We start from the raw sequence: 25,552 nt of genomic DNA on the forward strand, positions 1-25,552 counted from the left end.
CATCAGTAGAATGTATCTGATTTTTTAGTTTATACTGCACAGCGTTATCTTCCGTGCTTTCTTTGTCAAAGAACAAATATATGATTAATGAAAGGGAAAACCTAACCATTCTGTATTCAAATTTTGAAAGCTAAAACAGATTGCATAAGCTTCGCTCGTAAGCGTTCGCGTGTATCTTCATCGATACCCCAATAAGTGTTTCCTTGTTCATCACGGAGCTTACGCATGGATAGGCTTGTCATATAGCTACCATAATGTAGAACAACTACTTTCATTGCTTCTGGCTCACCCTTATTTGCAGCTAAAATAATTGGGTACGGCAATAAACCACGCTCGTTGTTTCCAACATTAGAATTAATCACTCCGCTCATCTGCATGTTCCTCCAAAAATCGTCTTAACCTCTTGAAAGAGCTTGTCCTCCTATACTGAACAGTACTACGTGGAATACCGAGTAGTTCAGCTATTTCTACATCTGATTTGTCAAAAAAGTAGTATAAAAGGACAGTCTTACGCTTTTCTTTTGGCAAAGTACGCAACGCTTCAGCGAGTAATTTCGGAGTTATTTTCTTTCCAGCCACTTGAAAACTTTGTCCTTCTTCTCCTTCATATTGCTTATCTAAGGTATAGAGTTGATTTTCTTCTTGTGGTGTGAGATAAGAAAATGTCATCTCCTTTGCTTGTCGTTGTTGTCTTTCATTGAAAATATTAATTGCTTCATTCTTCAATACACGTTTACAAAAAGCATTAAATGCACAGCGAACTTGCCACTCGGTACGATCTGGTTCTATCATGCATTTCCTCTCCCTTCGCAACTGCAAAGGTGGGTGATGATTTCCCCTTTCATAACCTTCAACAAGATTTTTTATGAAATGCCAAAAATAAAAGCAATATTTTTAAAAAAAATATTTAATAAATACAAAAAAGCCCAACTGAACATAAGCCAGGTGGGAGTAAAAATTTATACATATTATTAAATGGAAAATTCTATTTAAAAAGTTGAAATCCTTAGTTCAAGAAGAAAACAAATTACGACAAAACAAAAAGTAAAAGTAGTATATGAGCTAAGGCACGATTATCCTGTGAAGGCATTACTCAAACTTGCCGGTATTCCACGTAACACTTATTATTATAAAATTAATACTTTTACGCACTCAGATAAAAATCCAAAGTAGAAAAGGCTCATTAGTTCTATTTTTGAGAAGCATAAGGGCAGATATGGTTATCGTCGTATTCTCTTTTTTTCTTTAAAACTCACCATCCCTAAAGAATCTTTGACACAAAGGGAATCTGCCTAATTATATAACCTAACAAGAAGCAAAGTGGTATCGTGATCAGAATCGTAGCTAGAAATATGAAGGATGGTGGAAAGTGGATGACCTTCAATCCAGCCATAACAATAGCGATAATCGGTATATGAATGATATAAATCACGAAGGAATGGGCTGACAAGAAGCTCCAACCTTTTCCTTGATGAAAACCTCTTTTGCGAAAGAATATGATTAATCCGAGAATGATGCCAACACAAAATAGAGCTTCCCAAATAGAATAAACCAAAGATGTCCAGTTCCAGCCGCCAGAAAACTGTAATCCGTCTAATCCAAATATCAAAACTAAGGGAAGGAGAAGAATCGATGCTCCAATTGCAATTCCAAAACCCGCCCTACCCATAGAATCAGGAATATTTCGAAACCAATTGCGTTGGTAAGCGATGATGCCCAAAATGAATAGCCCGACATATTGTGGGAGATCATAGCCGCTTGCTGTAAAAAGTCCAACGAATGATTGAACCCCGGGAGATCCACCGGGTAAATCAAGAGCAGGGACCCACAGTCTTATGATGAAGTATCCTACCGCTAATATCATGACAAAGACTGTAAACATCCTGTAGGTGGGTGGCGTACTCTGACGAACTACTGATAGCTTATTTTTACTCATAAACTTCGCCCAGACTGCGTATAAACAAACGAATACGAAAAGTAGCTCGACGTACCACATCGGGCCATAGGTTAAATGTGAAAAATAGGTTTGCCATGTAAATGGCTCCTGGTTAAACATATAGACTTCAATTGATTGAACTTGGCTAAGAATGAGAACGTAGAAGATAAACGGGACTAGGAACCGGATGAATCTATCTTTGATAAATCGGATCGCTCCATTACGTTCAAAAGATGAAGGAACAAAATATCCGGAAATAAGAAAAAACATCCCCATGAAAAAAGTCTGATTAAAAGCAAGGAATAGAAGGCCCATAACAACCCCATTAGATCCTTGTTTTAATACCTCGTTATAGATGGAAAAATACACTAAATGATGTAGTACTACTAACATTGTAAGAGCTGCCCTTAGGTTATCAATAAAGTATAACCGACCTTCCTTTTGGAGAGACGAGCTCCCTATATGTCTTGAATTCATAATAATTCTTATGTTCCCCCTATTAATATTTAAAAATATATCTCAACGGAGCATCAGCCAAGCTGGACGGCTATGTATAATCCGTCCTATTTGCTCTATATTTTAATTTTCACTTTTAGTTGATCCGCCTATTTTCCAAGAGGCTAAACCTATGATCCCGCCAACTACAATAAATATAATGTCCATAACAATTTCAAATCCCTGAAACGCATCAATATAATTTACCAAAAACCAACTTTTTCCACCATTAGTCAAATGATTGATTAATCCGCCTACTCCCTGTATAACGAAAAGTAGACCAAGTCCACTGATAATTTCTTTCATGATGAACACCTCATTAATAATTTTTTAATTTAATATGCCTCTAAGACCGATGTTGAAAAAAACCGCACCTACGACTCCTATCGCTACCAAGAGTGAGGAAATCGGAGCTTCATTTAATTTTGATCTAATTTTATTTAGAAATTGTTGCAGTCTCTCTTTAAACATAATATTAACCCCTAACAAAAGAAGAGAAGGAAGCACCATTACAAGATTGTAGCCAATTATAATAAAGATAGAAGAGGAAGGCTCAATTGTTAGGTGATTCATTAACAAAATTGAATAAAAGTAAGGCAAAGCAGTTACAAATTCAATTAGAAAAACAATGATACCTAACATGATCATCCCTTTCATCGTTGTTTTTTGGGGTATAAATGAAATTAAACGTTTTTTTGTAGTATCATTTGGTTTACTGAAGCTAATTAGAACAATAACTGCTCCAAAAAGGATATAAAACCAATTGATAAAGTCAAATTCAGATAACTTTCCGATTCCTTTCAATAGTGAATCTCCACCAAAGTATAGTAATAAGCCCACTATGAAGTAGCCAAACTGCGTAATAAACAAAAAAACAAGCAAGCGAGAAGATAATTGATTAGGCTGTGTCAATAATAAATAGGCTGTTACAGCAAGTACACCAGGACTTAATATATCAATTAATGCGCAAATAGAAATAATTAGCAAAGCTATCGATGTGTCTGTTGATGAAGAAGGCATTAATGCTTCAATACTTTCGATCAAATATAGAGTCCCTCCTTTTTATATGTTATAATTTAAATAACACAGTGTGTTAAAATTATAATAACACACTGTGTTAAGAAAAAGGAAGTGATTTTTTATGCCAAGGATTGTTAATCATGAAAAAAAGAGGAAGTCAATTGCTGAAGCCGCTTGGAATATTATTAAGAAAGAGGGAATCGAAAATGCATCTATAAGAAGAGTTGCTATTGAAGCAGGCATGTCTGCTGGAGCGTTAAGACATTATTTTTCAACTAAGGATGAAATGTTATTATTTATCATGGATTATTACCTGGAAGAAGGGAAAAAACGTTCTCAAAGTAAAATTTGGTCAGACAATCCATTGCAGGCAGTCGCAGAAGTTTTATTGGAGCTTGTACCAATTGATGAAGAAAAGAAAATCGAAACGAGCGTTTGGTTGATCCTTGCACTTCAGTCACTTACAAGTGATACATTAAAAGAAAAAAAAGATGAAATGACTAACGGTATGTATGAATTAGCAAATTCAATGATCGAGATATTAGTCCTACAAGGGATTTTATCTGATTCAACTAATGTAAAATTAGAAAAAAGTAGGCTAGCGGCATTAATTGATGGATTGTCCATTCATGCTCTTTTAAGACCTGATGTCTACACTCCAGAAAAGGTGAAGGAAGTAATCCGTTATCATTTAGAAACACTCTGCGATGAAAGTAAATTGAGTTAATTGATCATGTATCTGAAGTTATAGTCCATTTGTGTTATAACGAGATGCACTTCAAAGGGGCATTTTGTTGAACAGTTGCATGAAGTAGGCTTTAGTATATTACAGCTTTTCCTTCCATTACAGGTATAGCCGTCATATTTTTAGTAAAAATACAGTTCACGGATAAGCTTGTAACTAAGTTAAAAATAAATTATTTTAGAATGGCAGTAAATTAGATGAAAAATTCACATTTTTAATCATAGGTTTAAAAAATAGTTACTTTTCAATAAAAATCTGATAGGAAGTGTGAAAATATGTTGGATACTATATGTTTTTTCTGCAAAAATAAATTTACGATTAATCATTCTGATTCACAATATTATAAAATCAAAAAAGGAGAAAATAAATATTATATATGTAAAAGTTGCAATAATTCATTTCAACAAGAAGCGATTAATAAAACTGGAATAAGTCCGGATCAAATTGATGATTATGATAAGTTTTTCCGGTATAAATAAAACTCTCTTTAATATCGCGTAAATGTCAATTTTCTCATCATTCTTACAAAACTTCCTGTAGAATATTCTCAATGAGGGGATCGGAACGAAAGCGATTAATCGTGCGATAGCTTAGTTCGTAACCCTGCACTAGCCACATCATGCGAACACTGTGGAGCAAGTGTTGGTGTTATGGGAGCAGTTGCGGATGCTGTCTTAGATGAAGGTAGACAAGTTATTGGAATTATGCCTAGTTTTTTAGAGCAGAGAGAAATATCGCATAAAAGATTATCCAAGCTGATAGTTGTCGAATCTATGCATGAGAGAAAGGCTAAAATGGAAGAGCTTGTAGATGGCTTTGTCGCTTTGCCAGGTGGACCAGGAACATTAGAATGTCACTTTAGGAGATATATTGCACACCATTTAAACGCTATTTTGCATTAAGTAAATATAAAAGCCTAATTTCTCAACATTAAAATTGAGAAATTAGGCTCATAGAAGGACATTAAGCCCTTTCGATCATGATGCATAATGTCCCAGGTTTTTCTAAACTTCATATTCCTCTTTGCTCTGGTTAAATAAACAAATAATAATTTACTCTAGAAGTTTTAGGTGACTGATTATTCACAAAGTAGCCTGTTTGTTGAACTAAGATCAATAATTAGGACTGTGAATTTATGATACCATCCAAACACAGAAATGTTGAATGGTTGTTTTAAGATTCCCTTTTTTTCGTGGACATTACCGTTTTTCTCATCTAACTCGATAAGATGAGACTTGGTCGTTCCAAGAAGTAGTACCAGACATTCCCCAAGAAGTTAAATTGGTGGTAAAGTATTTGTTTGGATAACCTACAAGAGTTAAATAACGACCACCATAATAACGATTTTGATAGAGCCTAATCCAAGAACCAGGAGCTACAGATACAGCAGATATTCTGTTATCCCATGCAGTACTCAGAGAAGTGACCTGAGTTCCAGGATACGCAATTAATGATCTTCCATATCCATGACCCGAAGTATGTTCATATAAATAAGTTGGTCTTGCCATTATACCTATTGACTGACTAGATAATCGCTCTGTAACTTTTTGATGATATGCTTCATATTTTTCTGGAGTTGAGAAGCCATGTACCTTTTCTCCTTGATCAGTTGCTTCAACTACCATTCCAACAATTTTTTTATGTTTACCTGGTGCATATTTTATTCCATCTACTGTGTCAACTTTTAGATCCTGATCTGGATTCGATGTTAAACTAGCTGCATTTGTTCTACCTTCAAAACTAAAAACTAAAGAGAAAACTCCTACTAGGGCTATTAAAGCTAAAGACAGATTACGTATCATTTTTCTTTTCATCAAAGTTCCTCCTTAAATTAAAAGTCAATCTATTGTAGTGCAACTTTTTTCAAAACGGTTAAACTTTATTTTAAATCCACAACACGATATTCTTTAACTTTTTCCGCTTGAACCTCACCTTCCTTTTTGTAATAATATGACTTAATTTTCACCTCCTTAATAATTGACTGACTCTTCTGGTAAGATATGATATTTACATAGACCTGCATCTACTTGTCCCATGTTTTTAAAAGTGATTTCAACATATGAATGGCATGTTTCTGCTTTTTAGGATCCAACGGTTTCTGCCATCGAAGTTGCCCTTCTAATAAAAGCATCATTTGGAAAGCAATGTCTTCACATTGCATAAGGACCTCTTCGATTAGTTGTTCCTTTGATGTAAAGTGGTTTTGTATAACATCATAGTAGCTACATTTGCTTCCTCAATAATTTTCTTTATTCCAACAGCATGAAAACCGTGATAGTTTCGAGCAATCATAAACACTCCTTATTAATAGGAAATCCTTTAATCTCTTTTAATGTATAAAAAAGAAACAGTGGTGCCACTGGCTCTAGTCATGCTGTTTGAGAATAGCCATTACTTTTGTCATTTAATTTCTCACCAACTGATATAAAGACGTGAAGGTGTCATAAGTTATCAATATTCTTTAGGTGGAGACAGCCCCATGGATTCATTGACTGGAACAGGGGTAACATGGCACTCTATTTTATTGAGTATGATAAAAATTTTAAAAACTTCAATGAAGAAAATATAAAAATCATAGATATACTTAATGAAAATACAGAATCAGGTAAATGGAAAACCTTAGATTTTGCTAGTTTTGACGCAAGTGGTTTAGAATTATTTGTCTATGGTGATAAGATGTCATTTCTGATTACCATTCTGGTAACCTCAAAAAAAGACTGATATGGTCGGAAACCTCCTTAGGGTGGGTCAAAGTGATGATGTGATTAGCACCAGGTATACGCACAAAGTTAATATTGGGAACTTCCTTATATAATTGTGCGATTTTAAAGAGATCTCCTGAGTCCTTCTCGCCTATGATAAAAAGTGTCTTCGTTTTAATTTCTCCCAATCTTTCCATCGCTGAATTGGAGGAAACAGTTTCGAATGTTTTCCAATCAAAGGTTTTTTGAATATTGTGTATCATCATTTCGCGCAATAAATCGTATGCTTTTCCAAAAGAAACGCTCCAGGAAGGCTCGCTTAATATTATATTAGTCATTTTCTCGACATCTGGTGCAGCTTTAGAAACTCGGCTCTCTAATTCCGCATGTTCGGAAGAAAATTTAAACCCCGACAGGCCTGGAGCGACCAATACCAGTTGAGACACCCTTTTTGGATAGGTCAGAGTAAAATCAGTTGCAATTTGTCCACCTAGGGAATGTCCAACGAGGGCACCTTTCTTAATTTTAAGATGATCCAAGAGTTTTCTAAGATCCTTAACATAATCAATGGGTTCATTCGGAACAGGTGACTTCCCTGCACCCCGGACATCAAGAGTGATTACTTTGAACGATTTTGAAAGATGTGGTGTGATGAATTCCCAGTCACGTGAATCCATAGCTCCACTATGAAGTAGTATAACTGGCTTTCCTCTTCCTTTAATTTCGTAATGAAGATCCATCTATTTCAATCTCCTTTCCCTGAAAAAAGTAGGCATTGCCCATGACTATCTTCGTTTCATTTCTAAGGTTCCTTTTCTTATCTCCCAAACTGTTCACAAAACCATTTAATAAACTTGTTCGGTTAAAAAGAAAGTTTAATGTACCATTACAAATGATTTAATTGTTCAAGAAGGTCCTATTTCACCACTTTTATAATGCCCATCCGCTTTAATGTTCCAATAAGTGATTTCAAGAATTTAAACATCCCCCCTTATTTATTTCACACACTGTGATGAAATGATAATAACACAGTGTGCGAAATAAAAGCAAGAGGTGATTTGAGTGCCGAAAATAGTTGATCATGATCACAAAAGAAAAATGATCGCTGAAACAGCTTGGAAAATAATTGAAACGGAAGGCATTGAAAAAGCATCTATCCGAAGAATTGCATCTGAAGCTGGAATGTCTACCGGAGCAATTGATCAAACCTTTATTCTAAAGCTACAGTAAATAAACTAAATCATTTTTACTCGACAATCATCCAATTTGTATCTTTTTCTAACGTGAGTATATATTGCGAATACTGTGTGGCTTTTGTTGCTTCGTCAATATATTTAACAGTAACCCATACTTTTATTTGGTTCTCTATTGTCTGGAATACTGGCTTGACTAACCCTGAAAATAGATAATCCTTACCAATCGGTGGTAAAGCATTATTTTTCACATAATAATCAAGTTCCTGTTCTGTTGCAGTCGGATAAAATGTAAAGAATGTCTCCAAAAACTCTGTCACTTCTTGCACCGTATCAGAGTCAACTGTTCCATTACTTTCAGGTTGTTGTGGCTCATAATCTGATTTATTCGGTAAGCTCCACAAGGTAGGGCTTTGTATAATTACTAAGTTTCCTACATTATCTTGATGTAATAAGATTCGATAGGTGGATCGGACCATTTTGCTATTTTTATCTTCCATAATTTTTTGATCTACCGAATAAACAACCGCATAGGTATTATCATTTTCTGGTGACACTGACCAGATATCAATATTACCTACGCTGGAACTAGTAGGAATATCGTCTCTTACGGTATCGGTATTTAATGCTTGTAATTCCTCTGTCAAATAGTGACTGATCTTTTCCACCCGTTGTTCAGTGGAATCTTTTTCATTTTGCCATGTGTAGTAATCTTTCACAAAGTTTTTCGTAAAGCTCTCAATCGCATTCATATCCATGATCTTGGTTTCAATGATTTCTCTTTCATGAACGGTATGTTGATCAATTGCTGTAAAGTTTTTATAGATTCCAAAGGCTAGGCTACCAATAAGTAATATCCATAAAAGAGTTACTGTTTTTTTACGTGTACCGACAGTCCGTACTTTCATTTTTCTGGATTTTGTTTCGGTCGTTTGTTTTTCTTTTCTTTTAAAAAATCTTCTCATCTGATTCAAACCTTTCTATTGTTTAATACGTCCAGCTCCAATTAAGTGCTTTTGCCAGTAGGCAGTAGTTAAATCTGCATAACCGATTGGATCGCCAGCATTATACATTTGGTTGTTCCCAGTGTAGATACCAACGTGAGTGACATAAGTTCCTGCATTATATGTTGAGTGAAAAAACACTAAATCCCCAGGTTTTGCTTCCGATAAAGGAATCGACTCGGTTGCGTCATATTGCTGCTGTGCTGTACGTGGTAAGTTAATCCCAGCTTTCCGATAACTCCATTGTGTTAATCCACTACAATCAAAAGATGTATTCGGATTCGCACCACCAAAAACATAGGGGAAACCTTCATACTTTAGGGCTTCATCCATAACAATCTGAACCATTTCATCATCAAACTGAGGGGAAATAAAATACTGACTCACTAAATCGACATAAAACATATTTCCGTAAAGATAACGCCAGCCACCGTTTTTCTTTACGGCTATCGGATTGGAATAAGTGATTTTACTGCCGCCTGACCGTTCCTTTGCAAAGCTTTCAGCTAGTTCAAAAGAGTAAGAGCTTCCTCGTTTTGCGACATAATCAATAAAAGCACCGCCATAGTTGTAGCCTTGAATAGCTGTATTGCCATCAACACCATTTCTTTCTGCGGAGTGTAATAAATCAGAAAAGTATTTTGTTCCTTGTTTAATAGAAGCTTCGGTATCTAAAGAATTGGGCGGAAGCCCCAACGATTCACTACTCTGCATCACATCTTTTAACTTTCCACCACTTTCTACTTGGATAATGGCAAGTAGGGTAGAGACATATTCACTAATTCCGTATTCTTGTGCATATTTTTCTACCATTGGCTGATGTTTTAACACATCTTCGGAGACCGATACATTACCTATATCATGAATGAAATCCCCGCTATCTGATGAATGTTCTTCATTTGATATAAAAATAGCTACAAATGCTAATAGCCCTAAAAAAGCAAGAAAGCCTAATCCCCCAGCAATTAACATGATTTTTATTCTCATAACCTTCATTGGCGTTTCCTCCTAGTTGCATGGATTGGACGCTTACTAATTTGTTTCCGATTTGTACGTTTTAAAGGTTTAGAGAGACGCCTAATGATTTTCCGACTATTTTTTGGTAGAGAACGTTCTTCATTGAGAGATCGGTTTTCTTTTTTAACAGGTTGTTTGGGATTATCTGTAAAATGCTTTTTTCTGTCTGGACTCGATAACTGTCGTTGTAATTTGAATTGCTTCATATGCTCGCTTTTTGTGACAGGTCTTGTCTTTTCTTTTTGTTGAACAGTTGGGTTCTTTAATCTATCTTGATGTGCAGATTCATTGACATCATGTGTGACTGGTCGTTCATAATTAGCAGTCTTTCGAGAAGGGGTACGTTTTTTATCCAATGCTTGCCGCCTATCTGCAATGGTTTGACGATGTTTTGCTTGACGGTCTGCATCTTTTTTTTGTCTCTTTTCCTTTGCTTGCTTCATGCCTTCTTTAAAATCACGGGCGGGTTTTGTAAGCTGTTCTTTTCCTTGCATCACCGCATATTGAGCAGTAGTAGGTAAATCATGTAGTTGTTCTTTACGATGATCTATATTTGCACGGAACTGACTTTTCGCACCAAGCACTTTTCCTGTGACTTGACCTACTTTCTGACTTAAAGATGTTGATTTCGTGCGATCAGTTGGCCGTTCTTTGTTATTTTTTGTAGTCGATGTTAACTGTTGCAATGGACGTAGGGGAGAGAACGAAACTTTTGTTTGCTTTGATTTTCCAACCATTGCCCCGACCGTTGCTCCAGCTGTTGCCCCTGCAAGGGTACGTCCGATTGTTCGCTGTAATCGCCGGCTGCCACGAGTAAACATTCGGTAAGGGCGACGCATAACTTGACGTCCAACTTGTTGCGAGTCACTACTTTGCAGTTTAAACATGCTCATAATGTCACCAAGTTTCATGTAAATGCCTGCAAACGTCACGATCTGCAAAAAGGCAATCAAGAAAAATGGATAACTTGTTGTTAAGCTGTAAAGCATGGATAAAACACTAAAGGCAACTGTAATAATGAGCGTAATACCAGCCCGAAGCATAATCACATTAAATAGTTTCATAATCGCCTGTTTTCCCATGTTTTCAAAAGTCGGTATCATCGACAGTAAAAAACTGATGGGTAAAAACATCGCATAGATAATAAACAGAATTTGCGAGAAGATCATAATTCCCGATAGAAGAAACACAAAAATTGAAATCCCAATATTGAATAGAAATAAAAAGAAGACCATTCCTAAGCGAGTGGTCGTTTTCGTAATCGTTAAGTTTTTATTGTCATGGTCTTCAATTTCTGCTTTGACAGCATCTTCACGATCTTTCCCGTTATTCGTATCAGGATTGATAGAAACTAAGGTTTCGACACGTTCTTCGCCAATCGTTTCTTTATCCGAATCACCAAATTGTAATAACATCCAAGGCTGTTCCACTTGAATGGAAAAGAGGTTATTCCGTATCAGATCAACGCTGTCTTTTCCTTGACTTGTAGAGTTAGGCATCAAAATTTTAGTTCCTAAATCTAAACTTGCTTGACTAATATCTGCTGAAAAATCATTGATTTTAGCAATATATGTTGGAGCGTAAGCGATAAAAGAAGCTGACAAAATAAACACGACTAAAAAGTTTAGGATTGCCCGAATCGCTTTCGTCGTTTCCCGTTTCATTAATCCTGTATATGCCACGTAAATCCCAATCACTAAAATGAAAAGAAGCAAAAAACCTACATAAAATCCAGAACTACTGAACCCACTTGCTGTAATTCCAGCTAATGTTTGCATGTTTTTCCCGATAGCGTCTGCTGTTTGGGAAATGAAGTCGAGAGAATAAGCTTGTTGGATTAAGTAGCCTGTCGCATTTGATAAATACAGGCTAATAATCCAAATGAAATTCGTGATTGTGTATAGCCCATACATCACTTGTTTTCCAATGCCATCATTCCAATTCCATGGCAGCCAATCCCAACCTGTGTCTACGTAAAAATCGAGTTGGTAATGATTAAGCGGATATTTAGAATACAGATTGTCTTCCGATACCGTATCATCAACCAATCCAGCAGCTTGGGCAAATGTTCCAAGTAAAAGAAGGCATAGAAAAACGGCAGTACCAATAAGTACCACCGTTAAGACAATCTTTTTCCATTTTTGTTTGTTCAAATTAATCGCCACCTTTCTTCTCCCGTGAAGGTGGACGCGTGTCAAAAGCATAAAATAAATCTTCAAAGACAGGATGGACTTGAATAATCCCCACACGTCCATATAAGTCTTGAATTAAACATTGTCCATTTTCTAATTCTCGTAAGCGTCGTTGATTCGATTCATCTTCCGAATCCACACCAAAGAATTGAAGAGTTTTCTTAATTTCTGTCATATCCCTGGAACGGAAAGCAAACTTCACACCGATATTATTTTTTAATTTTTCGTCGGTTAGATCATCTGCATTCTGGGTAACAAAGTAGACACCAGCATTCATGGCACGTCCTGCACGAACCAATTTATTAGAAAGTGTTTTCCCTTGTGCAACTTGCAGGAAGGACCAGGCTTCATCCAAATCCACGATTTTAAAAATACTGCGATCCGAATGAATAAAATCTAACGCAAAAGTAGAAATGACAATCAACATGGCGACACTTAATAATTCCATAGTTGTATATTCTTCAAAACTTGTTTCTGCGTCTGGTAATACTAAATCTGCCACTTGAATGATATTCAACTGTTTTTCTAAACTAATCGAATTTTCCACAGTACCATCCGAAAACAGAAGGTGGGCAAAGTCATAATCCGTAAAACTTTCGATATGGTCAGCGATGGGACCAGCTAATGGATTGGGATCACTTCTTAATTCATGAATCACAAGGAGTAAACCACGTTCTTCCTGTTGACCAACAGCTCGTATCGCTCGTCGTAATACAGGGAATTTATCTCCATCCCGACTTGATATTCCTGTAAGAAAGGCAAGAATATCAATCGCAAGACTTTCTGAATCCTTTTTCTTTTTCATGATGACAAAAGGATCAAGAAGTCCTTTATTGCTTTCTTCACTCGTTAAATTGACAATATTTATTTCATGAGCAATTTCGGGCAATGTTTCTTTCCAGTTTCCTCGTTCCGCCTTGGGATCAACAATGAGTGCTTGACCACCAAATAATACCGAATAATAGACAAGAAGGTTATTACTAAAGGATTTCCCACCACCAAGTGAACCTAAGAATGCAGAAGCTAACGCATTGGTGATAGAACCTTTCACGCCTTGACTGGCTAGACTTGGATTGAGATAGACATTTCTTCCTGTGTCCAAGTTATAGCCAAAATAAATCCCTTCCGTTTCTCCTAACATTTGTGTTGCACCAAACCCAAGTCCTGCTAAAAAGTCAGAAGTCACGTATTGGATATAATCATTCATATACCGTTTACTGGCTGGGATAAATTCACTGTGTAAACCAATCATATCTCCAAATGGACGAACCAGTTTTACGTTCAAATCATCATAAAAATCTTTGACTTCATTACAACGCTGTTTGAGTTCGTCTTCATTAGAAGCAGATACGCGAATAACGTAGCTTAACTTATACATCGATTCTTTACTTTGATCGAGCACATCTTCTAATTCATTGACCTGTTCCAACGCGTCGATGACATTGCTGCCTGTTTCATTATCAGATTCCCAGGCATGATTATCTAAGTCTTTGAGTTCCTTTTTCTTATTTCGTACGGTAGATAAAGCTTTTTTGTTCGTTACAATTTCTACGTTCATGGAGGTATCAATTGGAAAATCAAATTGTTGTTGTTGATAATAAAAAATTTCATCCGATGGAAACTCAAGATCACCGACAATGGAATTAATCGTAAAGTATGCCACATACGTTGTTTGTTCTTCCTGTTCGATTTTTAAATAACGTTGGTTTTCCTCAATCAAACAACGAGTCGGTTTAATCAGATCATAACGCTTCACCAAAGTTTCTCTTTTTAATTTCTTTAGAGGGAGGACATAATCATATTCGTCATAAGCAATTCCTGACTGTCCATGAAGATGTTCAATTAGATAGCCAAAGTCATTTTTATCTAGAGGGCGTACTTTAAAACGCCTAGATATTTTGTTTTGTAATAAAGATTCCATTTTAGAAAAACGTCTAATTTCTTCATGTGGCATCGAGACAAAATCTCCCATCAGATGGTGGTTTACATCACGGACAAATGAAGATAGTGAGTTTTTAATATTTTTCCCCATTGATTTCATATTGACTTCTTCTTCATTCAACAAAAGTTTAAAACCGATAAAAAAACGATAGTCTACTTGATGTTCCCCGATCATGGAGACTAGAGCTTCCGTTTGGTCGTCGATACGTTCATAAGCGATGTCTTGTAAACGCCCCGACACTAACTCTTTACTACGTTCTTGTACCGAACGAATACTGCTTGCGGTACTAATCTGTAAGGCATGAATTTTGCCGTCTTGATTTTGTGCAATTAATTGACGGAAGTGGTCATGCACCTGTATTTTTTCATCCTCCGATAAAAACGAATAATTATATGGCAACAGCTCATAATACGCAAAACATTCGCCGTCATGATTGAAAACAAGATTGTTTTCAAGATATTTAATCGGATAACGCATGGATTTCACTCCTAACAGCCGTTAAGCTTTCATTTACCTTTACATGTTGTAGTTTGATAGGTTTTCCTGCATACGTAACTTTAGGTCGAAACCAATAGGTCGATGCAGACTTGAGAAAACTATACGGTTTTTTGCCATCAAATGTTTTCTGACTCATAAACCATGTCAAACCAACTGGTATTCCGACATATTTTAATAATGCACCATTAATCAAAGATAACGGGGGAAGATTTCCTAACAACATGACAACTAAGAGCGAAAGTACAAACCATGACATTTGATTGAATGTGACGGGAAAAGGTAAACGAAAATCATTAATGGCATAAATCACTTTTTCGACTGACCAAATACGAGTGTAGCTCTTTAATTTTTTCAAATAGGATCATCCTTTCACACATAGAAAAAACAGCCTGTCCAATAACAAGCTGCTTCTCCATCTATTGAACATATTCAAATACACCATGTGACGTCACAAGAAAGCTGCCTTCAATTTCAAGGTCACGTCCAAAAGCTCTATAATCAATATAATTCTGTAAGTTAGCAGGGACTTCCCCAAGTACGCCTGTTTCTTCTATCAAATATCTCGCAACATCTTCCATATCTTCACAATCAGAATAACAAATGATGTCATCTTGATGCTCCAGTAATTCTTCCAAACTATCAAACCAATAGCCTTGTACTTCTGATAGTGCATCATATAAAGGAGAGCCTTCGATTTCTTGCACCATTGCACATAACCGGTTGATTTCGGATATTGGCGTATATTCATCAACCTCAAATGGCAACTCGTAATCATGTATCGCATATTCTTCATACTCACCATTTAAACCAATACGCTCTTTCACGTCTTCCATATCAATAGGTGGTGTAAACCACGCACCAACAAGTTCGCCTTCATTGTACTTGCCGAGGTTAGCAATGTAGACTTGCATATCCATTGGTTATCACATCCTTTTCATTAAAAATAGCCATAAAAAAAGCAGCAGCTTATTATCTGCTGATACACAAAATAGGCTTGTTAATCCCTACCGCACTACCGTTTGGTCCACCATTTTTTTGTAGAACATAAGAAGACCACTTATCTTCCACAAAAAAAACGGTACAATTTAAGACCCTATGATTCGATTAAATAGGTTTAACAACACGTCTTTCACACCAGCCGCATTAAAGACTAATCCTACTGCAACCAAAGCAATAATTAAAAAGCCAATCAGTTTGGAAAACTTAAATAAATTCCAATTACGACGATCGCCATTAATACTAAAGATTGTGCATTACTTAAAAACCAATTGTATAAATTCTGGCCAAAGTTCATTTGAATTTCTCCCTTCATAAGTTAATTATTCGTTATCTGACTGTGGTTGGATCACTTTCTCTAAAGGAATAGTTTGTTGCATGAGTATTTTTTGATGGCGTTTGGATAACTCTGTCTGTTCCAACATATCCTTAATGACACTTGTTTGATTGAGTTCATCTATCTTTGTCGCTAGTTTCCAAGTGGGAGCGACTTGATGAGCTAGCCATCTGAGTGTCTTATCAAACGTATATGGTTCAGGTTTTGTTGTTAATGAAATTTTTCTATTCACACCTAAATCAATAAACCGTTGCCATTCTTTATTTATTTTCCAACTGCTGCGACGTTTTTCCTCGTCTTTATCGACAAAACGAATATATCGATTAATAATAGAAAAGGCGGTTCGTCCAGCATCTTCATATATCATTAAATCCACAACTGCATGGTATGCACGATCGTTCTTTAAACGAATTTCAAAACGGTTTTTCACATCTGTATCTTCGAGCGATGTGCCATGCTTCACGTATTGTTCATAATCCTTTTCATACGCACAAAAGTACACGTCACTTTTTAAAGAGCCGATATATAACGTATTTCCCATGTCAGGCTTTTCTTCACTCTGTACGAGCTCACCAGAACGGTAACTTTTAAAACTACGAAAAACAGAGATACATTCTTCATTACGGCATTTGTTCGTTAAAAACGGAATATCTAATACGCTTGTTTTATCGTTTATCGCAAGATCAATTCGTTTAAAAACCCCACCTACTCGAAACACTTCCATAAAAAAATCAAACCATGTTCGTTGCTGGGCTAATAAAAAGTTTTCAAATTGCCTGCATCCTTTCCCTTTAAGCTCAAGTAAACAACCTTTGTCTTCATCGGGAGAAACCATCACCACAATATCGCCAAAAACATATTGTTCCATATAGGAGTAAAACGCATAATCTTCGTGTAACATATACTCCATTTTGAGTTTTAAAATATCTTCAATGACAGGCTTCGGGTTTGTCGTTAAAAATCGAATCCGCACATAATCAAACAAGATTTCCAAAGGAGCGTCTGGATTAAATTGTTCTAAAATATCAAACAAGGTATTTTTTAGTGAATCGGAAGGAGTTACTTTTCCTGTTTCGATTTCACTCATATATTGTCTTGAAATTCCAATATGAACAGCCAGTTTATTTTGCGACACACCGTATTCCAATCGTCTTTCCTTTAATTGTTGATACCAAGGTACTTGGTTCATGTGCATTCCTCCAAACTAAAAAAAGATGTCAACTAAATAGTAAAAGCTGACATCTTCTTCATATGCTCCAAACCATTGTGCCATCAGGTGTTATTGGCTTTTGGAACAGTTTCTTATTGTTTTTCTACCCCCCTGTTAGATACGGGGGGTTAAGGCGTGGCTGTCGCCACGCAGACTTCGCCCAGCACAGCGGCTTTCGCTTCGCACGCCGCCGCACTGGGCAGCCTTTATTGGGCTAGTTTAGCAATTTCCTTTAGAAAATCATGTTCTTTAGGGACAAGTGGTGTATAAAATTCAGAAATAACACTATCTCCTTTGTCAACGTATCCACGCCCTTTGATTGGTTTCAAGAAAAATTGTTTCTGTACATCTGAACCGAAAAGCATGCCGTATCCGAGTTCACTCATTCTGCCTAATCCTAATCGAAAGTTAAATTGATCCCTTATTCCGTCCCCAAGGTATTTTGCATCTGGACGTTGACAGGCGAGGATAAGGAAGAAACCTGATTGTCTACCTAACATGACGATTTGTTTCAGTTTACTCATGACTTTCACGCTTTCTTTACCAATCATCTCCATAAACGAGGTGTACTCGTCAAAAATCAAAAAGTGGGCGGGCAAACCTAAATAAGCATAGTTTTCTCCTGTCTTGTAGTTCGGCATTTGCTTCATTTCTTCATTTCGTTTCATCATGTCCTCATAAAATTGATCAATACAAGTCATCATATCTTCCTTTTTGTAGTACACATCGGGCATGACCGTGGCTAAGTCCGATAAATCGGCATTTTTGGGATCTAAAACATACAATTTCGCATTTGTTTTTAATAGTGCTTCAATGAGTGTAAGAATAAAATATGTCTTTCCACCACCAGTTCCACCGGCAATCAACATATGCGGAAGTTTATCGTATTCCCAATACATCGAGTCCATAAGCCTTAAACTACCATTTTGTACAATGACTTCATTAATAGAAATACGACTATTAATTGTGTCATAGAGCAAGATGTATTCTACATAGGAATCATGTAACTCTTTTGACACTAACTCACAATACAAACCACTTTCTAATTTGGTTTCTAAATTTAAAAGGGGTTCTTGATACTTACCGAGTGTAATTTCCACTTGAGTATGAAGCAATCCTTTTTCAAACCGATAATATATCTTTGGAAAATGGCTGATTTTTTCCTTCGTTTTATTGGATAAAATATCCTTAAAAAAGCCTTCTTGTGTAATTTGTTTAGTTTCATACCAGCCATTTTCTAATATCATTTTGGCAAGCTTTTGACGGTGAATGACTTGCTTTATTTTGTCATACCGATAGCGATAATAGAGATACGCACAGCCTGCTGTTATAGTAATACTGATAAGCAATGTTACCAATCCATAGGTGCTGATAAAGTGTGCTTGAAACACATCCAATTGCCATGTGGTAGAGAGTAAAAAGTACAGATGAAAAGGGATAAAGGTAACGAGCCATACACCAACCAGCCCAAAGAATACAAATTGAAAAACGAGGGAAGCATCTTTTTCCTTAATGCGTTTCCCTCGTCCTTTGAAAATCTTCATTATTTATCCTTCGTTGGCGTAGCTTTTGAAACATTACTAGTCGATGTTGTTGCTTTTCCCTTTAAGACTAAATCATCTGCTTTAATGTACCAATCAACATCTGCGCCACGAAATGTTGCATTTGCAACGGTATCTGCGACAGGGTTAATAATTTCTACTTCAGCATTATAATCAAATTCTTTTAAGGGAACGGAAGCAGGAATACTCACTTGAATCATACGGCCTTGTTCACGAGACTTTAAGTCATACGTGCGTTCCTTTACCTCGGTTGATACCGTTCCATCTTCGTTTTGCAGGAACACTTCACGTCGTAAAGCAGAAAACTTTAATAATCCAAATGTCTTTTCTTTATCAATGACAATGCCTTGTGCTAATCTCATCTTTTTTCCTCCTTATGCTTTTACCATGTCATCTGCATGTAAAATATAATTTGTAAAACCACGTTCTCCAATTTTATAACCCTCTGCGGTGATTCTTGCATTGACTAATTTTACTTTTTCTTCATGTTCAAAGAATTTTTCTCCTGCTTCTTGTGGGAGAACCACCTCAATATCATCTGCACGTTGAATATCGGAATATAGATTATAGCTTCTAGAAAGAGTGGTCATACGTCCATTAATCCGTCGCTGTTCAACTTTTCCTTCTCCTGCATATTCTAAATTTCCAAAGGTCTTTTCCATGTTCGGAATGACATATTTTAATTCCATGATACATACCTCTTTTCTTATTTTAATTCTTGCTTAACCGTCCATATGGGAAGCAAAAAGAGTGGGGGGAGAGCGAGAATAAAAAGCATTCATAGAGACATCACTCCCTCTGCAAATTCTCTAAAGAAAGGCTATTTTCTACTTCATTTCCCCAAGCGTCCCATCCAGCGGCACGTTGTCTAGCAAATAATTCAATCCGTGGTACATCACCCATTAATTCAACAATTTTATCTCTAGCCATATCAGGTTTTTTACTGTGTCCTTCCACTGGACTAACTATGAGTTGATGAACCTTCTTTGATACTCTTTTGGGACGTCCTTTTACTGCTAATAAACAAATTTCCGCATTCGATCGTGTCCAGTGACCCAAACCAAAGAAAAAGCCATTTCCTGACTTGTTTTGTTTCACCCAGACAAAGGCAACCGTTTTAAATGTATATCCCCACGCAATTATCACTTGTAATGCTTCTTGTAGCATAGGGAAGGTCGTCCATAAAAATAAAACACTATCTTTGTGAGAGATAGTATCAATAGGTAAACTACATATATCATTTAAACTCATGGTCGGATAGTGATTTTCTGCCACACCTTTTCCTTTACTTTGTTTATACCGCCATGGAGGATCTCCGTATACAATGGAATATTTCATTCGTTTATCCCTCCAAACATTAGCCGCAACTAAAAAAGCAACCTTTTATATAGAAGAAAGCCTTCAAAGGTCGCTTGGATGTGCTAATAAATTTATTAATATTGTATTTTTGTCCCAAAAAGGATTCATTGTCTCACGCTTCTTGAAAACGATAATCCACATGTCCATAAATGACACACCAAAATACAACCATCGTTTCACCGTGTTTGTCACGTACCAATTTCCCGCAAGGGAAAAACGGAAAATCCTCAATCTCAATTTCATTCATAACAAAATGATCGTCAATCCATTCCATCACCTTTTCGTCATTTCCTTCCAAAAAAACCACTCTCCCTCATTGATCTAGCCAATAAAAAAAGCATGACAGATGGAAGTTGTAACACGTTAGTTTGCTATCTATAAAACTTCTGCAATACCAGCCATTATATATTCTGCACATGGTACGGCAATCGCATTTCCAATCGCCTTGTACCTTGCATAATCACTAATCACTTCATCTTTGTGTCCTAAAGCTGTCCAGCCCTCTGGTAATCCCATTAAACGTTCACATTCCAGTGGTGTAAGTTGTCGGATATAACCTTCTTTTTCGTTCCCTTCATACCAAAAAGAAAAGATATTGACCGAACCAGCTAACAAAGTGGGGAAAGGGTCATTTGTCCGTCCAAAACTTCCAATGAATCCTGATTTGTTTTTATCTTTTGCTGTACTTCGCATACGTCGTTTTTGAAAGGGGCGGATGACGGGTATTTTCCTCCTTGTTTTTTCAGAAGATCTTCGACTGGCCGCGGTGGAGGGCAACCTGTCTTCTCCGCAAGACGCAGGAAATGATTGCAATTCGCGGGTTTTAAATAATATTTCTCTGGCACGTTTTCCTCCAAAATCTGCCACGAGGAAGATACGTCTTCTTCTTTGAGGAAGCGTGGGCTTTCCCCAATATCGGGCATCCAACACGCGCCAGCACACATCAACTTCATTCCCTCGGACCATTCCCGCTTTTGCCCAGACTCCAGAAGTAGGCATTGGAATTTCGGTATTTGTGAACGACTCCAGCACGGCTTTAAAATCCAACCTGTTATTTGATGAAAAAGCTCCCATGACGTTTTCCCAAACAGCGATAGCTGGATATGCTCCATTCGTTGCACACCTCATTTCTTCGATAATTCGTATCGCATGATAAAATAAACTGGATTGACTTCCTGTAAGACCTTCTCGTTTACCGATATTCGATAAGTTTTGACAGGGTGAACCAAAGGTAATGATATGGACAGGTGGTATTTTCCCACCATCTATTTTTGTAATATCTCCAAAATGAAGCATAGTTGGAAAATAGCGTTTCGTAATGGAAACAGGTGCTTTCTCTATCTCACTTGCCCATGTTGGTGTAATTCCATAGCGAGAAGCGGAGAGGGGGAAGACACCGATTCCATCAAAGAGACTTCCTAATTTTAAATTTGTGCTATAATTATTTTTAGGCATGTCATCTATCAAATATTTCACCCCTAATCTCAAAACCTAAAAAAGTCATTTGTAGGTGAAAACCATTCAAATGACGTTAAATATAATTATTGAAATGATAAAAGTGTAAGACGAAACTTTAAGCTTTATCACTAATTTTCCCAAAAAAAAAGACGCTTCAATATGAAACGTCTCTTGTTTAAGATATCAAATATTTTAGTGATAACCCTAAGCAGTGATTTGCATTTATTGCATTAAAATTGCATTATTTTAATTTTTTTTATCATATTATAAGCATTGATACTTCCTAAAAATCCTTTAAAATCAATGATATTGCTCTATATCAAGCACCGTGAAAGTAGAGTGGGAATAACGCTCATACAAGATGTACTAAAAGGCGGTTAACCAATCTGGTCAACAGCCTTTGTGAGTGTTTTGTTAAAAATCATATTAAATGATCAAAGCTTTATTCCCTATTTTAATCTCTCTACCAGTACGTCTAAATTATTCCAAGTTTGCGTGATCCCTTCCAACACTCCCATGTCCAAAACAGCTTGCAGGGAATCCGCTGAATCGAATTCAGAACGACTGACCAATTTTGTTTGGCTGCCTAAATCGATGAATTCCATCGTGACCTCTGGAGAAGGCATAGACTCATTGATATTACCTTCTGCATCTGAAAAATAATCGTTATAGACAATCTTTTCTGGCTCAATAATTTCTTTATAAATGGTTTTGTTCCAAGATTCCATTCCATATTCTTCTTGATTCTTATCAACACATTTCATGCAATAATGCCATACACCCCCTGGGCGAAAGTCCACGTTGCAGACAGGTAGTTCCCAACCGTCCGTACTCCACCAACGCTTTAAATGCTCTGGTTCTTTAAATAATTGAAATAGTTGATTACGCGGCATATCATAAACGCGCTCTAATACTAGAAACCTTTCATTCTCTACTCTTGAAACCATTTTGTTATTTGACATAATTTTCCCTCCTTATTTTTCACTCGTCTCTTTTTCGTTTGCTTTTCAATTCTTGTACATAGTCGTCCAAGTTGTCGAGTCTCTTTTCCATATGCTTTTGAAAGGAAGTCGCCCAATATTCTATTACTTGGAAGGGCTCAGGTCGTAGCTTGTAATATCGACGATTAGCTTCTGGCTTTACTTCTACAATTCCATTGTCACTCAGCACTTTTAAATGCTTTGAGGCATGCGGTTGGCTCAGTTCCAGCCGATTAGCGATTTCTCCCACCGTTAGAGGTCCATCGCGCAGCAACTCAACGATTGCCATCCGATTAGGTTCAGCCAATGCACTCAGCATAGACGTATCTATGCTTTTAAATTTACCCAACAATGCTGTTCACCTCATTAATTCAATTTCTATTTTCATCGCATCCCCTTTCTGATGTTTGACATATTGTTACAATTGAATATAACACAATTGGAATATAACTTAAAGGTTATATTGTAATTTAATATATTTTTTTTGTATGAAGTCACTAAAGGCCTTACCAATGTGTTTCGCATCGCACAAGGTTGCATTGGACAGTCTTTATGAAGCAAATTACCATAATAACTTGAAGGTGCGATAAACGTTGGTATAACAGCGTTTCAGTATCAACTGCAAACTTGGAGTGGGAGTAATAACAGGCGCTTTGTTTAATTTGTCACATTGTAACTTCATTCTGGTTTGCAGTTGTACTTTTGGGATTGACTCCACAATGCCGGATTTTAGTGGGAGGAGAGAATAGAAAGGGATTATTTCCATACGACCTCGGCTTTTTTTCGTTCCCTCATCTTCTTTATTTGAATTCATGGTTAATTCGGGCAGGATCAATATGGATTCTGCCTTTTCAGGTTCCATATTGAATTCGCTTAAACAATTTCCAATACAAAAATAGTCGTTTCTATTTGTACCTATTCAAGGGAATTTTCTCATTAGCAAAATATCTTATACACTTAAAAGCCTTGGTTTGAATGACTAACAGTTGTTTTAGGAGAAAGCTCATCCCACTTCTTGAAGCTTTGGGTTTAGATGAGAAAGAATTTTTAATAGATAGTATAATTGTGAAAAGTGATCGCGGTGCTTATATAGCAATGGAGGATTTTGTATAAATGAAGAAAACGTATTTTATTTGGCTCGGTGTCCAGTTTGTTGTCTGGGCTATAGCCCTTGTAGGCTTTCCATCAGTTTTAAACGAAGGGCGGATTGCAGGTATTTGCTTATTTTTTATCATCTTGTTTATCCATCCGCTTTTTACAGAAAAACCGAGGATACAAAGCATATTATTCTATGTACAAGCAATGGCCATATTAATCATTTTTTATCCTTTAGAGCATGCATTTAATCCATTTTTACTGCTCATTCAAGCGCTCATAATGGCGGAAGCCGTTTTTTACCTTAATCGGTTGAGAAGTTTGGTTGTGATTGGAGTTCAACTTGGTATTGCTGCCTGGATTGTTATGGAAGCAAACCTTACTGCCTCACAATTGACCTGGTGTGGACTATTTTACTTTTTATTAGTGATCGCAATGTTGCATTATCAGGTCGTTCGTAAACGAAAATTAGATGTACGGAAAAAGAATGATGTCTTATTAAGTGAATATAGAAAGATAAGAAGGCTTCTTTTGACGGAGGAAGAGCAGGCAAGACAGGATGAGCGGATGTTGATTGGTCATGAAATACATGATTCTGTTGGACATAAACTCACAGCTCTGCTAATGCAATTGGAGGTTTTCCGATTAGCGGCAGCGGAAGAGGACAAAGAAAAAATCAAAAATCTAAAAGAACTTGCTGAACAAAGCTTAAAGGAAACAAGAAGAGCAGTGAGATCTTTTAAACAAAAAGAAGTAGGCGGGTTGCAAGGTGTCATACGATTGATTCGTAAATTAGAATTAGAAAGCTTTATGAAAATTAATTTTTCTGTTAAGCATGGAGCGTTCGCTGCACCATTAACAGGAGAGCAATCCTTTGCGATATATCGTGCCGTACAAGAGGCACTGACCAATATTATGAAACATAGTTCCACAAGGGAAGCTCAAGTACTGTTTGAATCCCCTGGCGGAAGTATTTTTCGGTTTGAAGTGATCAATCTAACAGCCCTTAATCCCTTTTTTCAAGAGGGATTTGGTTTGAGAGCGATGCGTGATCGATTAGAAAAAGTAGGCGGTTCTTTGGAAATTCAGCATGATGAGCGCCAATTTGTAGTAAGAGGCATTATAAGATTGATAGAAAGGAGTGAGTAAAATTATTAGAGTATTGTTAGCGGAGGATCAAGTAATGGTTCGCCAAGGCATAAAGGCAATGATAGAAACGGATAAAGAAATTGAAGTAACAGGAGAAGCTGACAATGGCAAGGAAGCAGTCAGTTTATGCGATAAACAGCTTTTTGATGTGGCGGTTTTGGATATTCGTATGCCCAAAATGGATGGGATTGAAGCAGCGAAGGTCATACGTTCACGTTTTCCTCATATAAAAATTTTAATGCTAACCACTTTTGACGATAATCAATATGTGATGGACGCCTTAAAATTAGGCGTGAATGGATATATGCTGAAAACAGGGGATACGGAATCATTGATTCGGGCAATAAAAAGTACATTAAGCGGGGGGCTCTCATTGGAGGATCAAGTTGCGGCGAAGGTGATGCCTGTTTTACTTCAAAAACAAGAGGAGGAGTCGATTGATCCGACGTTAACACCAAGGGAAAGAGCCATTTTAAAGTGCATTGGAGAAGGGCTGAATAATAAGGAAGTAGCTGAACGATTAGGCTTGTCAGTGGGAACAGTCAAGAATCAAACTAGTCATATCTTAGATAAATTGGGATTAAGGGATCGGACGCAATTAGCGATTTATGCGATTCGCAAAAGATTGGTATGACCTGAAATAAAGTGACTAAAGTAATAAG

26 protein-coding genes and 3 pseudogenes are annotated in these 25,552 nt (G+C 36.7%); 6 read left to right on the top strand and 23 right to left on the bottom strand.

Annotated features, from left to right (window positions below):
- Positions 1–116: 116 nt before the first annotated feature.
- The 5 genes from C509_RS0103945 to C509_RS0103970 all read right to left on the bottom strand — a co-directional run bounded on the left by C509_RS0103945 (position 117) and on the right by C509_RS0103970 (position 3,475).
- Positions 117–371, bottom strand: a complete 255-nt coding sequence (locus C509_RS0103945; protein ID WP_018705608.1) for a helix-turn-helix domain-containing protein — start codon at positions 369–371, stop codon at positions 117–119.
- Positions 355–792, bottom strand: a complete 438-nt coding sequence (locus C509_RS0103950; RefSeq protein WP_018705609.1) for an RNA polymerase sigma factor — start codon at positions 790–792, stop codon at positions 355–357. The genes C509_RS0103945 and C509_RS0103950 overlap by 17 nt, the downstream gene beginning before the upstream one ends.
- A 469-nt stretch (positions 793–1,261) precedes the next feature.
- Positions 1,262–2,413: an acyltransferase family protein gene (locus tag C509_RS0103960; protein ID WP_018705611.1), complete on the bottom strand. Its 1,152-nt coding sequence runs from the start codon at positions 2,411–2,413 to the stop codon at positions 1,262–1,264.
- A gap of 102 nt (positions 2,414–2,515) precedes the next feature.
- Positions 2,516–2,737: a hypothetical protein gene (locus C509_RS0103965; protein WP_018705612.1), complete on the bottom strand. Its 222-nt coding sequence runs from the start codon at positions 2,735–2,737 to the stop codon at positions 2,516–2,518.
- A 24-nt stretch (positions 2,738–2,761) separates the two neighbouring features.
- Positions 2,762–3,475, bottom strand: coding sequence for a GAP family protein (locus C509_RS0103970; RefSeq protein WP_018705613.1), 714 nt, complete (start codon positions 3,473–3,475; stop codon positions 2,762–2,764).
- A 97-nt stretch (positions 3,476–3,572) separates the two neighbouring features.
- Between C509_RS0103970 and C509_RS0103975 the strand changes: the two genes are divergently transcribed.
- A complete protein-coding gene (locus tag C509_RS0103975) occupies positions 3,573–4,178 on the top strand; it encodes a TetR/AcrR family transcriptional regulator (RefSeq protein ID WP_018705614.1) in 606 nt (201 codons plus the stop codon).
- A gap of 650 nt (positions 4,179–4,828) precedes the next feature.
- Positions 4,829–5,056, top strand: a pseudogene (locus tag C509_RS23315) (LOG family protein); the annotation flags it as partial.
- 351 nt (positions 5,057–5,407) lie between these two features.
- Here the strand turns inward: C509_RS23315 and C509_RS0103990 are convergent.
- On the bottom strand, positions 5,408–6,010 hold the full coding sequence (locus C509_RS0103990) for a hypothetical protein (RefSeq protein WP_018705617.1): 603 nt from the start codon (positions 6,008–6,010) through the stop codon (positions 5,408–5,410).
- Positions 6,011–6,704: 694 nt separating this feature from the next.
- Here C509_RS0103990 and C509_RS0104010 point away from each other — a divergent pair.
- Positions 6,705–6,917, top strand: a complete 213-nt coding sequence (locus tag C509_RS0104010; protein WP_018705621.1) for a hypothetical protein — start codon at positions 6,705–6,707, stop codon at positions 6,915–6,917.
- Here C509_RS0104010 and C509_RS0104015 read toward each other — a convergent pair.
- Positions 6,886–7,638 (bottom strand): alpha/beta fold hydrolase, encoded by a 753-nt coding sequence (locus C509_RS0104015; RefSeq protein WP_018705622.1) that lies wholly within the window; start codon positions 7,636–7,638, stop codon positions 6,886–6,888. The two genes, C509_RS0104010 and C509_RS0104015, sit on opposite strands and share 32 nt — an antisense overlap.
- A gap of 322 nt (positions 7,639–7,960) precedes the next feature.
- Between C509_RS0104015 and C509_RS25350 the strand changes: the two are divergent.
- Positions 7,961–8,110, top strand: a pseudogene (locus tag C509_RS25350) (TetR family transcriptional regulator); the annotation flags it as partial.
- Positions 8,111–8,144: 34 nt separating this feature from the next.
- On the opposite strand, the gene C509_RS0104025 reads toward C509_RS25350, so the two are convergent.
- From C509_RS0104025 to C509_RS0104095, 16 genes and pseudogenes are all read right to left on the bottom strand, one after another.
- A complete protein-coding gene (locus C509_RS0104025; protein WP_018705624.1) occupies positions 8,145–9,056 on the bottom strand; it encodes a conjugal transfer protein in 912 nt (303 codons plus the stop codon).
- Between the two features lie 15 nt (positions 9,057–9,071).
- Positions 9,072–10,082, bottom strand: coding sequence for a bifunctional lytic transglycosylase/C40 family peptidase (locus C509_RS0104030; RefSeq protein ID WP_026319668.1), 1,011 nt, complete (start codon positions 10,080–10,082; stop codon positions 9,072–9,074).
- A 5-nt stretch (positions 10,083–10,087) separates the two neighbouring features.
- Complete coding sequence (locus C509_RS0104035; protein WP_425423157.1) at positions 10,088–12,316, bottom strand: CD3337/EF1877 family mobilome membrane protein; 2,229 nt, start codon at positions 12,314–12,316, stop codon at positions 10,088–10,090.
- A complete protein-coding gene (tcpF, locus tag C509_RS0104040; protein ID WP_018705627.1) occupies positions 12,267–14,723 on the bottom strand; it encodes a conjugal transfer ATPase TcpF in 2,457 nt (818 codons plus the stop codon). Before tcpF ends, C509_RS0104035 begins: the two co-directional genes overlap by 50 nt.
- On the bottom strand, positions 14,707–15,099 hold the full coding sequence (locus C509_RS0104045) for a conjugal transfer protein (protein ID WP_018705628.1): 393 nt from the start codon (positions 15,097–15,099) through the stop codon (positions 14,707–14,709). The genes tcpF and C509_RS0104045 overlap by 17 nt, the downstream gene beginning before the upstream one ends.
- A 61-nt stretch (positions 15,100–15,160) precedes the next feature.
- Entirely contained in the window at positions 15,161–15,661 is a 501-nt protein-coding gene (locus C509_RS0104050) for an antirestriction protein ArdA (protein ID WP_018705629.1), read from the bottom strand.
- Between the two features lie 168 nt (positions 15,662–15,829).
- Positions 15,830–16,038 (bottom strand): annotated as a pseudogene (locus C509_RS25355) (hypothetical protein).
- A gap of 25 nt (positions 16,039–16,063) precedes the next feature.
- Complete coding sequence (mobT, locus tag C509_RS0104055; protein WP_018705630.1) at positions 16,064–17,266, bottom strand: MobT family relaxase; 1,203 nt, start codon at positions 17,264–17,266, stop codon at positions 16,064–16,066.
- A 227-nt stretch (positions 17,267–17,493) separates the two neighbouring features.
- Entirely contained in the window at positions 17,494–18,831 is a 1,338-nt protein-coding gene (locus tag C509_RS0104060) for an FtsK/SpoIIIE domain-containing protein (RefSeq protein ID WP_018705631.1), read from the bottom strand.
- A complete protein-coding gene (locus C509_RS0104065) occupies positions 18,831–19,211 on the bottom strand; it encodes a YdcP family protein (protein WP_018705632.1) in 381 nt (126 codons plus the stop codon). The genes C509_RS0104060 and C509_RS0104065 overlap by 1 nt, the downstream gene beginning before the upstream one ends.
- 12 nt (positions 19,212–19,223) lie before the next feature.
- Entirely contained in the window at positions 19,224–19,538 is a 315-nt protein-coding gene (locus tag C509_RS0104070; protein WP_018705633.1) for a YdcP family protein, read from the bottom strand.
- A 100-nt stretch (positions 19,539–19,638) separates the two neighbouring features.
- Complete coding sequence (locus C509_RS0104075; protein WP_018705634.1) at positions 19,639–20,187, bottom strand: MT-A70 family methyltransferase; 549 nt, start codon at positions 20,185–20,187, stop codon at positions 19,639–19,641.
- A 133-nt stretch (positions 20,188–20,320) separates the two neighbouring features.
- Positions 20,321–20,506 carry a hypothetical protein gene (locus C509_RS0104080; protein ID WP_018705635.1) on the bottom strand — a complete coding sequence of 62 codons (186 nt, stop codon included), beginning with the start codon at positions 20,504–20,506 and terminating at the stop codon, positions 20,321–20,323.
- A gap of 77 nt (positions 20,507–20,583) precedes the next feature.
- Positions 20,584–21,675: a DNA cytosine methyltransferase gene (locus tag C509_RS0104085; protein ID WP_018705636.1), complete on the bottom strand. Its 1,092-nt coding sequence runs from the start codon at positions 21,673–21,675 to the stop codon at positions 20,584–20,586.
- A 440-nt stretch (positions 21,676–22,115) separates the two neighbouring features.
- Positions 22,116–22,628: an SRPBCC family protein gene (locus C509_RS0104090; RefSeq protein ID WP_018705637.1), complete on the bottom strand. Its 513-nt coding sequence runs from the start codon at positions 22,626–22,628 to the stop codon at positions 22,116–22,118.
- A 19-nt stretch (positions 22,629–22,647) separates the two neighbouring features.
- The gene (locus C509_RS0104095; protein WP_018705638.1) at positions 22,648–22,998 is read right to left on the bottom strand and encodes an ArsR/SmtB family transcription factor; all 351 of its coding nucleotides are present in this window, start codon (positions 22,996–22,998) and stop codon (positions 22,648–22,650) included.
- 761 nt (positions 22,999–23,759) lie between these two features.
- Between C509_RS0104095 and C509_RS0104105 the strand changes: the two genes are divergently transcribed.
- Both C509_RS0104105 and C509_RS0104110 read left to right on the top strand, forming a co-directional pair.
- Positions 23,760–24,890, top strand: a complete 1,131-nt coding sequence (locus C509_RS0104105) for a sensor histidine kinase (protein WP_018705640.1) — start codon at positions 23,760–23,762, stop codon at positions 24,888–24,890.
- A 1-nt stretch (position 24,891) separates the two neighbouring features.
- The gene (locus C509_RS0104110; RefSeq protein WP_026319670.1) at positions 24,892–25,524 is read left to right on the top strand and encodes a response regulator transcription factor; all 633 of its coding nucleotides are present in this window, start codon (positions 24,892–24,894) and stop codon (positions 25,522–25,524) included.
- The last annotated feature ends 28 nt before the right edge of the window (positions 25,525–25,552 follow it).

Source organism: Siminovitchia fordii DSM 16014 = CIP 108821, assembly GCF_000374565.1.
GTDB classification, from domain to species: Bacteria; Bacillota; Bacilli; order Bacillales; family Bacillaceae_C; genus Siminovitchia; species Siminovitchia fordii.

Coding starts and splice junctions, on each gene's coding strand:
- C509_RS0104105 (WP_018705640.1), top strand. CDS start 23,760: ATGAAGAAAACGTATTTTATTTGGCTCGGTGTCCAGTTTGTTGTCTGG.
- C509_RS0104025 (WP_018705624.1), bottom strand. CDS start 9,056: ATGAGAAGATTTTTTAAAAGAAAAGAAAAACAAACGACCGAAACAAAA.
- C509_RS0104075 (WP_018705634.1), bottom strand. CDS start 20,187: ATGAAATATTCCATTGTATACGGAGATCCTCCATGGCGGTATAAACAA.
- C509_RS0104015 (WP_018705622.1), bottom strand. CDS start 7,638: ATGGATCTTCATTACGAAATTAAAGGAAGAGGAAAGCCAGTTATACTA.
- C509_RS0104050 (WP_018705629.1), bottom strand. CDS start 15,661: ATGGATATGCAAGTCTACATTGCTAACCTCGGCAAGTACAATGAAGGC.
- C509_RS0103965 (WP_018705612.1), bottom strand. CDS start 2,737: ATGAAAGAAATTATCAGTGGACTTGGTCTACTTTTCGTTATACAGGGA.
- C509_RS0103960 (WP_018705611.1), bottom strand. CDS start 2,413: ATGAATTCAAGACATATAGGGAGCTCGTCTCTCCAAAAGGAAGGTCGG.
- C509_RS0104030 (WP_026319668.1), bottom strand. CDS start 10,082: ATGAGAATAAAAATCATGTTAATTGCTGGGGGATTAGGCTTTCTTGCT.
- C509_RS0104090 (WP_018705637.1), bottom strand. CDS start 22,628: ATGTCAAATAACAAAATGGTTTCAAGAGTAGAGAATGAAAGGTTTCTA.
- tcpF (WP_018705627.1), bottom strand. CDS start 14,723: ATGCGTTATCCGATTAAATATCTTGAAAACAATCTTGTTTTCAATCAT.
- C509_RS0104070 (WP_018705633.1), bottom strand. CDS start 19,538: ATGGAATTAAAATATGTCATTCCGAACATGGAAAAGACCTTTGGAAAT.
- C509_RS0103950 (WP_018705609.1), bottom strand. CDS start 792: ATGATAGAACCAGATCGTACCGAGTGGCAAGTTCGCTGTGCATTTAAT.
- C509_RS0103990 (WP_018705617.1), bottom strand. CDS start 6,010: ATGAAAAGAAAAATGATACGTAATCTGTCTTTAGCTTTAATAGCCCTA.
- C509_RS0104010 (WP_018705621.1), top strand. CDS start 6,705: ATGGCACTCTATTTTATTGAGTATGATAAAAATTTTAAAAACTTCAAT.
- C509_RS0104065 (WP_018705632.1), bottom strand. CDS start 19,211: ATGAGATTAGCACAAGGCATTGTCATTGATAAAGAAAAGACATTTGGA.
- C509_RS0103945 (WP_018705608.1), bottom strand. CDS start 371: ATGAGCGGAGTGATTAATTCTAATGTTGGAAACAACGAGCGTGGTTTA.
- C509_RS0104060 (WP_018705631.1), bottom strand. CDS start 18,831: ATGAAGATTTTCAAAGGACGAGGGAAACGCATTAAGGAAAAAGATGCT.
- C509_RS0104035 (WP_425423157.1), bottom strand. CDS start 12,316: ATGCTTTTGACACGCGTCCACCTTCACGGGAGAAGAAAGGTGGCGATT.
- mobT (WP_018705630.1), bottom strand. CDS start 17,266: ATGAACCAAGTACCTTGGTATCAACAATTAAAGGAAAGACGATTGGAA.
- C509_RS0103975 (WP_018705614.1), top strand. CDS start 3,573: ATGCCAAGGATTGTTAATCATGAAAAAAAGAGGAAGTCAATTGCTGAA.